The organism is Pseudoduganella sp. R-34 (genome assembly GCF_049904655.1).
GTDB lineage: Bacteria > Pseudomonadota > Gammaproteobacteria > Burkholderiales > Burkholderiaceae_D > Rugamonas.
The window spans coordinates 6005924-6021531 of sequence record NZ_CP184572.1 but is presented as its reverse complement, the minus strand read 5'-3'; the positions used below and the strand labels follow the sequence as shown (position 1 = coordinate 6021531).

Genomic DNA, 15608 nt, shown 5'->3' with positions numbered 1-15608 from the left:
TTGTGCAGACGCTGGCCGTTCCAGACCTGATCAATCTATTCGCGCCCGGCCGGCGGCGCGCACTGCGCCATTGGCGCCTCGCTGCGCTGGCGGCAGCGGCCTGCGTTGCGCTGTACATCGGCTGGCAGCTGGCGCGTCCCGCCATCGTCGACCAATTGGCCGAGGCTTTCCCGCCAACGCTTGAAACCCGGCTGGGGCAGGACATGCTGCGCGAACTCGATAGGCAGGCGTTGCAGCCCAGCGAGCTGTCGGAAACGCACCGGGCCCGCATCAGCGGGGCCTTCGCCAGCCTGCAGGCGCCGCATGAGGGCGCGCCGCGCCACCGCCTGCTGTTTCGCAGCAGCCAACTGGGCGCCGCAGCCTTCACCCTGCCATCGGGCGACATCATCCTGACCGACAGCCTGGTGCTGGCGCTGCCCGACGATGGCGCGGTGCTGGCGGTACTGGCGCACGAGCTGGGCCACCAGCAGCAGCGCCACATGCTGCGCCGCCTGGTGCAGGAAGCCATGCTGCCGGCGGCAAGCGCGGTGGTGCTGGGCGACACCAACTGGCTGGTTTCCAGCATGGCGGCCCGGGCGCCGCACCTGGAGTGGCCGCAACAGGCTGAAATCGAAGCCGACAACTACGCCGCCGACCTGCTGGAGCATAACGGCCTATCCTTGCGTCTGCTGACCGAAGTGCAGGAAGCGCTCAGCGGCGCGGCCGGCACCACCGGCACGCCCGGCGCCGAGCGCGCCTACCTCGCGATCCATCCCCCGTGCGCGGAACGCCTGGCGCAACAGCGCGAACGCAGCGCCCTTTAAGCGCCACTGCCTTCAATGTATGATGGGCGCGCGGCCGCGCAGGCCAAAATTCACTAAGGAGACCTGGATGAAACTGGAACGTATCGGCAAGGCGGCGGCCCTCGTGGCGCTGGCAAGTTTGGTGGCTGCTGGAAGCGCGCAGGCGCAGGAAGTGGTGCGGCTGGGGAACCTGAAGTTCGCCCACTACGGCGCCGTGTCGTACATCAAGGAGATCGCGCCGAAATGCGGCATCAAGGTCGAAGAGCGCGTGTTCGCCAAGGGCCTGGACGTGATGTCCGCCGTGCTGGCCGGCGAGCTTGACGTGGGCGCCACTGCTTCCGAGGCGGCCATCTCCGGCCGCGCCGGCGGCGCCCCGATCTACGTGGTGGCCGGTTTCGCCAAGGGCGGGGCGCGCCTGGTGGGCCGCAGCGACCTGAATCTCAAGTCGGTCAAGGACCTGAAGGGCAAGAAGGTCGGCGTGACGCGCGGCGGCATCCAGGAAGTGCTGCTGCTGGCAGAACTGCAGCAGGCCGGCCTGACGGTTTCCGAGCAGCCGGGCAAGGACGTGCAAACCGTGCTGCTGGCCTATGCGGACCTGAACCAGGCCCTGCTCGGCAAGCATATCGACGCCATGATGCAGTCGGAGCCGCAGTCGTCGCAGGCCATCAACAAAGGCTACGGCACCGAGATCCTCAAGCCTTACAACACCCCGATCGGCGAGCCGATCCGCACCATGGTGATGACCGAGAAGTTCTACAAGGAGCGCCGCCCGGTGGCGGAGAAGTTCATGCGCTGCTTCGTGGAGGCGACCAAGACCTTCATCGACCAGCCGGCCACCGCGGAAAAATATGTGCGCGACACCGTGTTCAAGGGCCAGATCACCAGCGACGACTTCCAGGACGCGATCGGCAACTCGCCGTATTCGTACGACGTGACGCCTGAGCACATCCAGGTCACCACCGACATCATGGTCAAGACCGGCGTGGGCAAGATGGCCAAGCCGCCGGTGGCCAAGGACTGGGTCAAGACCGACCTGCTGGACCAGGCCAAGAAATCGCTGGGCGTCAAATGAAGGTCGCATGGCGGGACGTCGCTGTCGGCCTGGTGGTGCCGGCAATGCTGGTGCTGGCCTGGCATCTCGTGACCTACCGCGGCTGGGTCAATCCGCAGGCGCTGCCGTCGCCGGAGGCGGTGGCGCGCAAATGGGTGGAGTACCTGCTGCCGCTGCAGCCTTATGACGGCAGCGGCAACTGGCTGGCCTGGGCCTTCTCCGGCGAATTGATCCACGATGCGATCGGCAGCATGTACCGCGTGCTGCTTGGTTTTGCCATCGGCGGCGGGCTGGCGCTGCCGCTGGGCCTGGCCATGGGCGCCAGCGCCCACGCCTACCGCCTGTTCAATGTGCTGGTGCAGATCATCCGCCCGGTGCCGCCGATCGCCTACATCCCGCTGTCGATGCTGTGGTTCGGGCTGGGCAACCCGCCGGCCATCTTCCTGATTTCGCTGGGCGCCTTCTTCCCGGTGCTGATCAACACCATCGCCGGCGTGCGCCAGGTGGACGGCATCTACCTGCGCGCCGCGCGCAACCTGGGCGCCTCCGGGCCCACCATGTTCCTGCGCGTGATCCTGCCGGCCGCCGTGCCTTCCATCCTGGCCGGCGTGCGCATCGGCATCGGCACGGCGTTCATCGTGGTGATCGTGGCGGAAATGGTGGCAGTGAACAACGGCCTTGGCTTCCGCATCAGCGAGGCGCGCGAGTACTTCTGGTCGGACAAGATCATCGCCGGGATGATCACCATCGGTTTGCTCGGCCTGGCCATCGACGTCGCCATGGACCGCCTGAACAACCATCTGCTGCGCTGGCACCGCGGCCTGGAGAGCTGAATGAGCGCTGCACATATCGAAGTCAAGGGCGTCACCAAGGTCTTCGGCACCTCGGTGGTGGCGCTGCAGGGCATCGACCTGGAGATCCCGCGCGGCCAGTTCGTCTGCCTGCTGGGGCCTTCCGGCTGCGGCAAGTCGACGCTGCTGAATGCCATCGCCGGCTTTTCCCCGCCCACCCGCGGCAGCATCGTCGCCGACTGCAAGCCAGTGGCCGGCCCGGGCCCGGAGCGCGGCATGGTGTTCCAGGAGTACGCGCTGTTCCCGTGGATGACGGTGGCCGACAACGTGGCCTTCGGGCTGGAGATCAAGGGCATGCCGAAGGAGCAGATCGCGTCCACCGTGGACAGGCTGCTCAAGACCCTGTCGCTGCAGGACTTCCGCCACCGCTTCCCGAAAGACCTGTCGGGCGGCATGCGGCAAAGGGTGGCGATCGCGCGCGTGCTGGCGCTCGATTCGCCGATCATGCTGATGGATGAACCATTCGGTGCGCTCGATGCGCTGACCCGGCGCGACCTGCAGGACGAGCTGCTGCGCATCTGGGACCAGCAGAAAAAGACCATCATCTTCGTCACCCACAGCATCGAGGAGGCGATCTACCTGGCCGACCGCATCGTGGTCATGACCTACCGCCCCGGCACGGTCAAGCGCGACATCCTGGTCGACATGCCGCGCCTGCGCGATCCGTCGTCGCCGGAATTCAATGCCCTGAAGCGCGAGCTGGGGCAATTGGTGATGGAAGAACAACAACGCCATCACAACGACGAGTTGCGCGCGGCGGCGGTTGATTAGCAGGGGTCTGGCACTGACATGTGACACGCGCAGCGTGTTGCATGTCAGTGCCTGACCCCATGGTGTTCAGGTGTTAAACTTACCGGATGCAAACTTACTTCCTGCTCGCAGCAACGCTGCTTTACCTGATTTGTGGTTTTCTCCCGTCGCGTAAATCCGTGCCTATCGCCGCGCTGACGGCCGGCGCCTGGCTGCTGCACGGGGCGGCGCTGTGGGTCGACGTGATGGTGCCAGGCTCGCTGCGCATCGGCTTTGCCACCATGCTGTCGTCCGCGCTATGGATTTCGGTCGGCGCCTACTGGCTGGAGAACCAGAATTACCCGCTGGATGGCCTGCGCCGCATCGTCATGCCGGTGGCTGCCCTGGCGGTTGCCCTGCAGGCCGGCTTTCCCGGCTCGCTGGTGCCGATGGCGGGCCGTTCCACCATGCTGGGTTGGCACATTGCCATCGCCACGCTGGCCTACAGCACGCTGACCATCGCCGCCTTCCATGCCGTGCTGATGGCGCTGCAGGAGTCGCGCCTGCATACGCGCAGCGACAGTCCCGGCTTTTTCGCCGCCGCGCTGGACCAGTTGCCGGCCCTGCTGACGATGGAAAAGCTGCTGTTCCGCCTGATCGCCTTCGGCTTCGTGCTGCTGAGCCTGACCGTCCTGTCGGGTATCGTCTTCAGCGAAGAATTGTTTGGGCGGGCGCTGAAGTGGGACCATAAATCGGTGTTCACCCTGCTGTCCTGGGTCCTGTTCGCAGCCTTGCTGGCCGGGCGTCATTTCCGCGGCTGGCGCGGCAAGACGGCCCTCAGCTTCACGCTGGCGGGTTTTGCGACCCTGCTGCTGGCCTATGTCGGCAGCCGTTTTGTCCTGGAAGTGGTTTTACATCGAGGTTTGGCATGACACGACTCCTGTTCTGGCTGGCGCTGATCTTCCTGGTCATCGCCGCCGTCCGCAGCAAGCTGCGCAAGATGAGCGGCCCGCCGCAGGGCGGTAGCTCGCCTGCGCCGCAACAGCCGCGCGCGGCCGAGCCGCAACAGGCCGAGAAGATGCTGCAATGCGCCCATTGCGGCGTGCATTTCCCTGCCTCCGAAAACGTGCCTGCCAACGGCCGTGACTACTGCTGCGCGGCGCACGCCCCGCATTAAGCCGCAGCGTGTTCGCCCGTCTCCATACCCTGTCGGCCGCCTCGCGCGACACCTTCTGGCGCTCGCTGAAGGCGCTGGGCGCGACCCGCATCGTCATTGCCCTGGTCTTGCTGCTGTACTTCAGCGCCGGCAAGCTGACGCTCCCGGAACTGTCGGTGCAGGTGTGCATCGCCTACCTGCTGCTGGCGGTGGGGATGCAGGTGCTGGCTATCCGCTGGCGCCGCCATTTCATGCTGCAGCTGATGTCGCAGGTGGCCTGCGACCTGACCTGCATCTCCTTGCTGTACCTTGCATCGGGCGGCCTGCGCTCCGGCCTGGCCATCCTGTACCTGTTCCCGCTGGCCGGCTGCGCCATCCTGGCGCCGCTGGTGCTGTCGCTGTTCAGTGCTTCGCTGGCCACGCTGTTCATGCTGGCCCATAGCGCCTACTTCGCCATTGCCGGGGAAGATTCGTCGGTGCTGCAGGCCGGCTTGTACGGCGTTGCCTGGTTTGCCGTGACGCTGGTGGTGAACCGCATGGCGGCGCGCCTGATCGGCCAGGAAGAACTGGCGGCGCAGCGCGGCATTGAAATCGGCGTGCAGCAGGCCGTCAACCGCCTGGTGATCGCGCATTCGGCCGACGGCATCCTGGTGGTGGGAGCGGACGGCACCATCCATATGAGCAATCCGGCAGCGCAGCAGATGCTGGGCGGCGCCGCGCAGATGCTGGATGGCGCAGCCCTGCAGCCGATTGCGCTCGCTTACGAAACCTGGCGCAACGACCCGCATCAGGCCAGCGCCTTCATCACCGTCAAGCCGTTCGAGGACCCCCAGAAGGAAGACATGACGGCTGCCTGGAATTCGCGGCGCGACGTGGCGCTGCACCTGAAACTGCGTTTCGCCGCCGCCGATACCAACGGCCTGGACGTGGAGCGCAACGTGATCTTCCTGGAAGACGTGACCAGCATCGAGGAAAAGGCGCAGCAGCTCAAGCTGGCCTCGATGGGCCGCCTGACCGCCAGTATCGCGCACGAGGTGCGCAATCCGCTGTCGGCCATCGGCCACGCCAATTCGCTGCTGGAAGAGGATTTGCACGCGCCCGTGCACAAGCGCCTGCTGAAGATCATCGCCGACAATGTGGCACGCGTGAACCGCATGGTGGAAGACATCCTGCAACTGTCGCGCAAGGCGCAAAACCACCATGAGCCGATGGAGCTGGAAAGCTTCCTCAATGACTTGAAGGCGGAATTCGACGAAACCCATAAGCTGGACAGCAAGATCGTCTGCCTGGGCGGCATGCGCCAGGTGGTGGTGCGCTTCGATCCGCTGCACCTGCGCGAAGTGCTGATCAACCTGCTCAACAACGCGGTGCGCTACGCCAGCGGCACGCCGGCCAGCATCCGCGTCTTCATCGTGCAGGTGGCCGGCCGGCCGCTGGAACTGCACGTGCAGGACGATGGCCCCGGCATTTCGCCGCAGGTGCGGGCCCACCTGTTCGAGCCGTTTTATACTACGTCGAGCAAAGGCACGGGCCTGGGGCTGTATCTGGCGCGTGAATTGTGCTCGAATAACGAAGCCATGCTGGACTACGAACACCGCTTCGAAGCCAGCGTGACAGAGGGCGGTGCGCGCAAATCGAGCGGCCGTTTTGTGATTACATTTGCGAAAAACACATGACTTCTCCACGTGTCCTGGTCGTCGACGATGAAGCCGACCTGCGCGAACTACTGGAAATTACCCTGCTGAAGATGGGGCTGGACGTGGACAGCACCGAAACACTTCAGCAAGCACGCCAGCTGTTTGCCGAAAAAGACTTCCAACTGGTGCTGACCGACATGCGCTTGCCCGACGGCCTTGGGCTGGACCTGGTGCGCGAGGTGGCGGCCAGCGGCAAGAATATCCCGATTGCAGTCGTGACGGCCTTCGGCAGTGCCGAAAATGCCGTGGTGGCGCTGAAGGCGGGCGCCTTTGACTATGTGAGCAAGCCGGTGCAGCTGGAGCAGTTGCGCGTGCTGGTGCAGTCGGCGTTGAAGCTGAGCGACAGCGCCCCGGCTGCCGCCCGGGCGCGCGGACAGGCGCAAGGCAGGCTGCGCGGCAGTTCGGCTGCGATCCAGGCCCTGCGCGCCCAGATTGCCCGGCTGGCGCGCTCGATGGCGCCGATTGCCATCAGTGGCGAGTCGGGCAGCGGCAAGGAGCTGGCGGCGCGCGAAATCCACGCCCAGAGCTCGCGCGCGGACAAGCCGTTCATCGCCGTCAACTGCGGCGCCATCCCGGAAGCCCTGATGGAGGCCGAGTTCTTCGGCTACCGCAAGGGCGCGTTCACCGGCGCTTCCGACGAGCGCGACGGCTTCTTCCAGGCTGCCAACGGCGGTACCCTGATGCTGGACGAGGTGGCCGACCTGCCGCTGGCCATGCAGGTCAAGCTGCTGCGCGCGATCCAGGAACGGCGCGTGCGCAAGATCGGCGCCACGGCCGAGGAGCCGGTCGACGTGCGCATCATTTCAGCCACCCACAAGAATCTGGAAAAGCTGGTGGAGGACGGCCTGTTCCGGCAGGACTTGTTCTATCGCCTGAACGTGATCGAACTGCGCCTGGCGCCCTTGCGCGAGCGGCTTGACGACCTGGACGAACTGGTCGAAGCCATCCTGGCGCGGCTGGGGAGCTTTGAGCAAAAGGTGGTGCTGGCGCCCGGCGTGCTGGACGTCTTGAAAGGCTACTCCTTCCCGGGCAATGTGCGGGAGCTGGAGAATATCCTGGAACGCGCGCTGGCATTTTCCAATGATGGCGTGATCTCGGCGGAAGACCTGGCGCTGAAAGGCGGTTCGCTGCCGGCGCCAGTGCCAAGCCCTGCGCCCGTGGCCGCGCCAGCCGCTCCTGCCAGCCCGGAGCCCAGCCAGGCTGCCGCCCAGCCGGCCAGCCCGGCCGCCACGCCAGCGCCGGTGGCAAGCTTGCCGGCCGAAGCCCCTGCAGGGGCGGCCGCAGCAGGCGGCGCGCCGGCCATGCCGCAGCTGCCGGCGTTCAATGTCCAGGCAAGCAGCCTGCCGGCCTACCTGGAAGCGGTCGAGCGCGACATCATCACGCGTGTCCTGGCCCAGGCCAACTACAACCGCACCCAGGCCGCCCAGCTGCTGGGCATCAGCTACCGCCAGCTTCGCTACCAGATGCAGAAGCTGAACATCCAGGACCCAGGCTAGCAGTTCGCGGCGGCGGGGCGCCCGCCGCCCGATTGGTCTATAATCCCGGTCCGCCGCGAAAATCCCCTTGATTGATGTAGCGTTTTCGCCAACGCACAACCGTGTGCTGCGCCGCAACATTGCTTATTAAATCAGCACGCAAAAAGCTGTGTTAGTGCTCGCTCACCGCCGATCGCCTGTAGCGATGGGGGATATCAAAAGTCAATAAGAAAACGTGGTCTAAACGAAAAAATTTCACCTTGTACGATCCGAATCACGTCACTACAATTAGTGGACAGAATTCGATGGTCCACTAGATATAGTGGCCATTAACAAATACTGAATACGCGGAGCATAAATGCAATCTACTCAAGATATTTCCACCACTCAGGCGCCTCAAGTGCCTGTTTCCGCTGGCGAAACCGCTGGCGGCGTCGCTGTTTCCGCTAGCCAAATGGCCGACTACCGCATCATCCGCCGCAACGGCGCCGTGGTCGCTTTCGAGCCATCCAAGATCGCCGTGGCAATGACCAAGGCCTTCCTGGCAGTAAACGGCGGCCAGGGTGCGGCTTCCGCCCGCATCCGCGAACTGGTGGAAGAATTGACCAAGAACGTGGTGAGCGCCCTGATGCGCCGCCAGCCAGCCGGCGGCACCTTCCATATCGAAGACGTGCAAGACCAGGTTGAACTGGCCCTGATGCGCTCCGGCGAACACGACGTGGCACGCTCCTACGTGCTGTACCGCGCCAAGCACATGGAAGAACGCCGCCTGAAGAAAGAGGCAGCCGGCGCCACCGCGACCGCTGAGCCGCAGATCAACGTCACCGAGAACGGCGTATCCCGTCCGCTGGTGATGCAGGAAGTGCGCGACCTGATCGGCGCCGCCTGCAAGGGCCTGGAAAAGCACGTCGATGCCGACGCCATCCTGGCCGAAACCGTGAAGAACCTGTACGACGGCGTGCCGGTCGAAGAACTGCACAAGTCCGCCATCCTGGCTGCCCGCGCGCTGATGGAAAAGGACCCGGCCTACTCCCAGGTGACCGCCCGCATCCTGCTGCACACCATCCGCAAGGAAGTGTTCGGCAAGGAAGTTCCGCAAGCCGGCGCCGCTGCCGCCTACATCGAATACTTCCCGCAGTACATCGCCAAGGGCATCGCCGCTGAACTGCTGAACGAAGAACTGGGCAAGTTCGACCTGGCCAAGCTGGCCAAGGCCCTGGTGGCCGACCGCGACCTGCAGTTCGGCTACATCGGCCTGCAAACCCTGTACGACCGCTACTTCCTGCACGTGCGCGATGTGCGCATCGAAATGCCGCAGGCCTTCTACATGCGCGTCGCCATGGGCCTGGCCCTGAACGAAACCGACCGCGAAGCGCGCGCCATCGAGTTCTACAACCTGCTGTCGACCTTCGACTTCATGTCGTCGACCCCGACCCTGTTCAACTCCGGCACCCAGCGTTCGCAGCTGTCCTCCTGCTACCTGACCACCGTGTCCGACGACCTGGAAGGCATCTACGACGCCATCAAGGAAAACGCACTGCTGGCCAAGTTCGCCGGCGGCCTGGGCAACGACTGGACCCCGGTGCGTGCACTGGGCGCCCACATCAAGGGCACCAACGGCAAATCGCAAGGCGTGGTACCGTTCCTGAAAGTGGTGAACGACACCGCCGTGGCAGTGAACCAGGGCGGCAAGCGCAAAGGCGCCGTCTGCGCCTACCTGGAAACCTGGCACATGGACATCGAGGAATTCCTCGACCTGCGCAAGAACACCGGCGACGACCGCCGCCGCACCCACGACATGAACACCGCGAACTGGATTCCGGACATGTTCATGAAGCGCGTGATGGAAAAGGGCACCTGGACCCTGTTCTCGCCATCCGACGTGCCTGACCTGCACGACAAGTTCGGCAAGGAATTCGAAGAAGCCTACCTGGGCTACGAAGCCAAGGCAGCCAACGGCGAACTGCGCCTGTTCAAGAAGATCGAAGCGCTGGACCTGTGGCGCAAGATGCTGTCCATGCTGTTCGAAACCGGCCACCCATGGATCACCTTCAAGGATCCGTGCAACATCCGTTCGCCGCAGCAGCACGTGGGCGTTGTTCATTCGTCGAACCTGTGCACCGAGATCACCCTGAACACCAACGCCGACGAAATCGCCGTCTGCAACCTGGGTTCCGTGAACCTGCCGGCCCACATGAAAGAGGGCAAGATCGACCACGTCAAGCTGCAGAAGACCATTCGCACCGCGATGCGCATGCTGGACAACGTGATCGACATCAACTACTACGCCGTCGAGAAAGCACGCAACGCCAATATGCGCCACCGTCCGGTCGGCCTGGGCGTGATGGGCTTCCAGGACTGCCTGCACATGATGCGCGTGCCATACGCCTCGATGGAAGCGGTGAGCTTCGCCGACACCTCGATGGAAGCCGTGTGCTACTACGCCTACCTGGCGTCGACCGAGCTGGCGGAAGAGCGCGGCCGCTACGAGTCGTACGAAGGCTCCCTGTGGTCGCGTGGCATCCTGCCGCAAGACTCGGTGCGCCTGCTGGCAGAACAGCGCGGCGGCTACCTGGAGCAGGACCTGTCGTCCGCGATGGACTGGACCCCGGTGCGTGAACGCATCGCCAGGTTCGGCATGCGCAACTCGAACTGCGTGGCGATCGCCCCGACCGCAACCATTTCGAACATCATCGGCGTGTCGGCTTGCATCGAACCGACCTTCCAGAACCTGTACGTGAAGTCCAACCTGTCCGGCGAATTCACCGAGATCAACGCCTACCTGGTGCGCGACCTGAAGGCACGCGACCTGTGGGACGAAGTGATGATCGCCGACCTGAAGTACTTCGACGGCTCGCTGAGCAAGATCGACCGCGCACCGCAAGACCTGCGCGACATCTACGCCACCGCATTCGAAGTGTCGCCAACCTGGCTGGTGGAAGCAGCATCGCGCCGCCAGAAGTGGATCGACCAGGCACAGTCGCTGAACATCTACATGGCAGGCGCTTCCGGCAAGAAACTGGACGAAACCTACAAGCTGGCCTGGCTGCGCGGCCTGAAGACCACCTACTACCTGCGCACCATTGCAGCGTCGCACATGGAGAAATCCACCACCCGCACCGGCGCCCTGAACGCCGTGTCCGCGAACGTGCCGGATGCCCCGGCGGCAGTGACTGCCGAGGTAACCGAAGGCGCCGCCTGCTACCTGCGTCCTGGTGACCCAGGTTTCGAGGAATGCGAAGCCTGCCAGTAATACAATAGTCATAGTTAGAACCGGTAAACCGGGGTCTGACCCGCTGGGTCAGACCCCGTCTGCACAAAGTCCTCGGCTGTAACAATACCGTCGGCGGTCGAGCAGAAGGTGTCTGACCCTATGGGTCAGACACCGGTTTACCGGTTAAAAAAGAGTAAATCTAAGAGGAAAAAAACAAATGCTATCCTGGGATGATGAAGCCGCGGCAGCACCGCGCCAAACCCCACCACTGGGCGCCACCGCCGAAGCCACCGCCGAGCAAGTCGCCCTGCGCGTCAACGCCGACGACAAGCGCGTCATCAACGGCCAGACCGACGTCAACCAGCTGGTCCCGTTCAAGTACAAATGGGCCTGGGACAAATACCTGGCCGGCTGCGCCAACCACTGGATGCCGCAGGAAGTGAACATGCAGCGCGACATCGAGCTGTGGAAGAACCCGAACGGCCTCTCCGAAGACGAGCGCCGCCTGGTCAAGCGCAACCTGGGCTTCTTCGTCACCGCCGACTCGCTGGCAGCCAACAACATCGTGCTGGGCACCTACCGCCACATCACCGCCCCTGAGTGCCGCCAGTACCTGCTGCGCCAGGCGTTCGAAGAGGCAATCCACACCCACGCCTACCAGTACATCGTCGAATCCCTCGGCCTGGACGAACAGGAAATCTTCAACGCCTACAACGAAGTAGCGTCGATCCGCGACAAGGACCAGTTCCTGATCCCGTTCATCAACGTGCTGACCGACCCGGCCTTCAAGACTGGCACCATCGAGACCGACCAGCAACTGCTGAAGTCCCTGATCGTGTTCGCCTGCCTGATGGAAGGCCTGTTCTTCTACGTCGGCTTCACCCAGATCCTGGCGCTGGGCCGCCAGAACAAGATGACCGGCGCCGCCGAGCAATACCAGTACATCCTGCGCGACGAATCGATGCACTGCAACTTCGGCATTGACCTGATCAACACCATCAAGCTGGAAAACCCGCACCTGTGGACCCCGGCCTTCAAGGAAGAGATCAAGGGCCTGTTCCTGCAAGCCGTGGACCTGGAATACCGCTACGCGGAAGACACCATGCCACGCGGCGTGCTGGGCCTGAACGCAGCCATGTTCAAAGGCTACCTGCGCTTCATCGCCAATCGCCGCGCCACCCAGATCGGCCTGGAAACCCTGTTCGACCAGGACGAGAATCCATTCCCATGGATGTCGGAAATGATCGACCTGAAGAAAGAGCGCAACTTCTTCGAAACCCGCGTCACCGAGTACCAGACCGGCGGCGCGTTGAGCTGGGATTAAACCCTGCTACCTGGAAAGCCCGGCACTGCCGGGCTTTTTTGTATCTGAAGCCAGGAAATAAGATGTTCTCCTAAATGAGGTATGCAATGACCAACGTTGTCTCTCCGAACCAGATCGCGGCAGGCCTTACTGAACACTGGTCGCCCCGCGTCGTGGCAGAACTGGACGACTCGTTCGTCAAAGTTGCCAAGGTACTTGGCTCGCTCACCTGGCACAGCCACGATAACGAGGACGAGCTTTTTTATATTCTCAAAGGCTCTTTAACTATCGAGATGGAAGACAGAACGGTGGTGCTCCGTGAAGGGGAGGCTTTCGTCGTTCCGAAAGGCGTCAGGCACAATCCCGTCGCTGTTGAGGAGTGCCATATCATGCTGATCGAACGAAAATCGACGCTTCATACCGGTACCGAAGTTACGACAAAAACGCGGAGCCTTGCCGACCAGTTGCGTCCGGTCTGAAAGAAAGTGACAGACCGCACCTTGTCAATGTAAAAAAATTCAATCGTGCATCAATGAAGTGTTAAATAAAATATAATTTCCACTCCGAATTTTCTTGATTTTCAGGAGTGCTCGCATGTCCCCACGCCTCGCCGGCCTTGAAATGGCCGGGCTCACCGAAGCCAATCGCCCGATCCGCCTGCGCCTGTTCCGCGGTGAGGGGACAGCTGACGACAAACTCCTGGTCAAGCACGTTAGCGGTGTGGAGAGCATCTGCGGCGGTATCGAATACAGCCTGCTCTGCGTTTCGTCTGAAGCCGGACTGCCGCTCAAGCAGTTCATGGCCAATCCGGTTGAACTGCAGTTCGTTACCGACAGCGGCGGCCTGCGCTCCGTGTGCGGCATCGTCGCCTCGGCCATTGAAGGGCAGGGCGATGGCGGCCTGGCCACCTACCAGCTGATCGTGCGCGACGCGCTGTCGCTGCTCGACAAAACCAGCAATACGCGGGTGTTCCGCAACGCCAGCGAAATCGATATCACCAACACCATCTTGCGCGAATGGCGTGACTCCAATCCCGTCGTGGCACGCGCATTCCAGTTCGACCTGGGTCACTTGAAAACCTACCTGGCGCGCGAATTCACCATGCAGTACAACGAATCGAACGCCGCTTTCCTGCAGCGCCTCTGGAAGCGCCGCGGCATTGCGTGGTTCATCCGTCCCGGCGCATCGAGTGAACACGGCAGCGACGAAGCGCCGGCCCACACGCTGGTGCTGTTCGACGATGCCATGTCGCTGGAAGAGAACGCGGCCGGCACCATTCGCTACCACCGTGACGACGGTACCGAACAGCGCGACACCATCACGACATGGCACGCAGTGCGGCAACTGAGCGCCGGCAGCGTGAGCCGCCGCAGTTGGGATTACGCCCAGGCCTGGTCCATGGGCAGCCAGAACCTCAGCGAGGCTGACCAGGGCAAGCTTGGCAACCAGTTCGCCAGTGGCCTTGATGATTACCTGGTCGATGTGCCGCATGCGGGTGACAACGACGCCGATTACCGTAGCCTGGGCACCCTGCGCATGCAACGGCATGAATACGAGTCCAAGTTCTTCCAGGGCGAGGGCAGCGACCGCAATATGTGCGTAGGCCAGTGGAATCGTGTGAGCGGCCATCCGGAGCTGGAGTCGCATTCGGAAGAGCAGCGTGAGTTTGTCATCACCGAACTGCGTGTGGAGGCCGAAAACAACCTGCCCAAAGCATTCGACGACCGCGTGCGCCGGCTGTTCGCGCTCAATCACTGGCGTACCGACAGCAATGGCATGGAGCAGGCCAGTGCCGAACGCGGCGTGCGCTACACCAATCGCTTTACTTGCGTGAGGCGCGGCATTCCCATCGTGCCGCGCTACGACCCACGCATCGATCTGCCGCGCACCGAGGCGCAGAGCGTGACGGTGGTCGGCCCCGTCAACGAAGAAATCCACTGCGATGCGCTGGGCCGCGTCAAGATCCGCTTTGCCGGCTGCCGCAACGAAGACCATGAGCACGCCAACGGCGCCGGCGCGTCCGACAGCGAGCGCGATTCGGCCTGGGTGCGCGTGGCCAGCGGCTGGGCCAGCGCCCAGTATGGCGCGATCTCCCTCCCGCGCGCCGGCGACGAAGTGATCTGCGTCTTCCTCGGCGGCGACCCGGACAAGCCACTGATCATCGGCCGCGTACATGGCGGCAAGACCAACCCGCCATCATTCAGCCACCGCAGCCGACTGCCCGGCGACAAATACCTGTCCGGCATCAAGAGCAAAGAGGTCAAGGCGCAGCGCTATAACCAGTTGCGCATGGACGATACGCCCGGCCAGATCAGCGCCCAATTGGCCAGTGAACATGGACACAGCCAGTTGAACCTCGGTTATCTGACCCATCCGCGCTGCGACGGCGAAGCCGACCCGCGCGGCGAGGGCTTCGAGCTGGCCACCAACGACAGCGGCGCCATTCGTACCGCCAAGTCGCTCCTGATCTCCGCCTGGAAGCGGCTGGACGCCTGCGGCAACCAGCTAAGCAGCGACGAACACCTGGCCCTGATGCAGGACTGCCTCGACCTGTTCAAGTCCCTTGGTCAGTACGCCGCCGAACACCAGGGCCTTGCGCTGGATGCCGAGCCGCAAGCGGAACTCAAAGACCATGTGGACGCCGCCGCCGGCGGCAGCAATACCGATCGCCAGCGCGACGGCGGCAAGCCGACGCTGAGCATGACGGCGCCGGCCGGAATCGCGCTCAGTACACCGAAAACGCTGGTCAGCTACGCCGGCGTGAACGTCGACACGGTGGCCCAGCAGCATATGCAGTTCACGAGCGGCCAACGCTTCAATCTCAATGCGGGGAAGGGCATTTCGCTGTTCTCGCACATGGACGGCATCACCCAGGTGGCGCACAAGGGCAAGTTCCTGCTCCAAAGCCAACTGGATGACATGCAGATCAATTCGGCCAAGGACATCAAGGTCACCGCTGCCAAGCGCCTGATCATCATGGCCGAAGAAGAAGTGACCTTGATGGTGAGTGGTGGCGCCTATTTGACGCTGAAAGGCGGCAATGCCGAAATCGGCGGTCCGGGACCACTCACCGTGAAAACGGATGGCCACCACTGGAACGGTCCCGCAAGCGCCGCGACCGAGCTGCCCAAGTTTGAATCGGGCGATTTTGGCCGCGTGCCACGCCTGCTGCGCGCCACCGACGGCAAGCCGGTGGAAGGCATGCAGCTGCACGTCGAGCGCGTCGGCGACAGCGCGATGAAGGGCGTCAGCGATGGTGCCGGTACCGGCGAAAAGATCGTCGCCGACCGCCTGCAGCAGATCAAGGCCATTTTCTATCGTCCGCGCAAATGAAGTGCACTCCCGTATCA

Annotated in this window: 12 protein-coding genes; all 12 read left to right on the top strand. The window is 63.3% G+C overall.

Annotated elements, in window-relative coordinates:
- Window positions 1-2 precede the first annotated feature (2 nt).
- The 12 genes from ACN9MW_RS27640 to ACN9MW_RS27585 all read left to right on the top strand — a co-directional run bounded on the left by ACN9MW_RS27640 (window position 3) and on the right by ACN9MW_RS27585 (window position 15591).
- Window positions 3-803 carry a M48 family metallopeptidase gene (locus ACN9MW_RS27640; protein WP_426164930.1) on the top strand — a complete coding sequence of 267 codons (801 nt, stop codon included), beginning with the start codon at window positions 3-5 and terminating at the stop codon, window positions 801-803.
- 67 nt (window positions 804-870) lie between these two features.
- On the top strand, window positions 871-1854 hold the full coding sequence (locus ACN9MW_RS27635) for an ABC transporter substrate-binding protein (RefSeq protein ID WP_426164928.1): 984 nt from the start codon (window positions 871-873) through the stop codon (window positions 1852-1854).
- Between the two features lie 44 nt (window positions 1855-1898).
- Window positions 1899-2666, top strand: a complete 768-nt coding sequence (locus tag ACN9MW_RS27630; protein WP_426172322.1) for an ABC transporter permease — start codon at window positions 1899-1901, stop codon at window positions 2664-2666.
- Window positions 2667-3455, top strand: a complete 789-nt coding sequence (locus ACN9MW_RS27625) for an ABC transporter ATP-binding protein (protein ID WP_426164926.1) — start codon at window positions 2667-2669, stop codon at window positions 3453-3455.
- An 86-nt stretch (window positions 3456-3541) separates the two neighbouring features.
- The gene (locus ACN9MW_RS27620) at window positions 3542-4345 is read left to right on the top strand and encodes a cytochrome C assembly family protein (RefSeq protein ID WP_426164924.1); all 804 of its coding nucleotides are present in this window, start codon (window positions 3542-3544) and stop codon (window positions 4343-4345) included.
- Entirely contained in the window at window positions 4342-4590 is a 249-nt protein-coding gene (locus tag ACN9MW_RS27615) for a PP0621 family protein (RefSeq protein WP_426164922.1), read from the top strand. Before ACN9MW_RS27620 ends, ACN9MW_RS27615 begins: the two co-directional genes overlap by 4 nt.
- A gap of 8 nt (window positions 4591-4598) precedes the next feature.
- The gene (locus tag ACN9MW_RS27610) at window positions 4599-6245 is read left to right on the top strand and encodes an ATP-binding protein (protein ID WP_426164920.1); all 1647 of its coding nucleotides are present in this window, start codon (window positions 4599-4601) and stop codon (window positions 6243-6245) included.
- Window positions 6242-7762, top strand: a complete 1521-nt coding sequence (locus ACN9MW_RS27605) for a sigma-54-dependent transcriptional regulator (protein ID WP_426164918.1) — start codon at window positions 6242-6244, stop codon at window positions 7760-7762. The genes ACN9MW_RS27610 and ACN9MW_RS27605 overlap by 4 nt, the downstream gene beginning before the upstream one ends.
- Window positions 7763-8099: 337 nt before the next feature.
- Window positions 8100-10994, top strand: coding sequence for a ribonucleoside-diphosphate reductase subunit alpha (locus ACN9MW_RS27600; RefSeq protein WP_426164916.1), 2895 nt, complete (start codon window positions 8100-8102; stop codon window positions 10992-10994).
- Between the two features lie 178 nt (window positions 10995-11172).
- Window positions 11173-12279, top strand: coding sequence for a ribonucleotide-diphosphate reductase subunit beta (locus tag ACN9MW_RS27595; RefSeq protein WP_426164914.1), 1107 nt, complete (start codon window positions 11173-11175; stop codon window positions 12277-12279).
- Window positions 12280-12365: 86 nt separating this feature from the next.
- Window positions 12366-12737: a cupin domain-containing protein gene (locus tag ACN9MW_RS27590; protein WP_426164912.1), complete on the top strand. Its 372-nt coding sequence runs from the start codon at window positions 12366-12368 to the stop codon at window positions 12735-12737.
- Window positions 12738-12852: 115 nt separating this feature from the next.
- Window positions 12853-15591 carry a type VI secretion system Vgr family protein gene (locus tag ACN9MW_RS27585; protein ID WP_426164910.1) on the top strand — a complete coding sequence of 913 codons (2739 nt, stop codon included), beginning with the start codon at window positions 12853-12855 and terminating at the stop codon, window positions 15589-15591.
- Window positions 15592-15608: the final 17 nt, after the last annotated feature.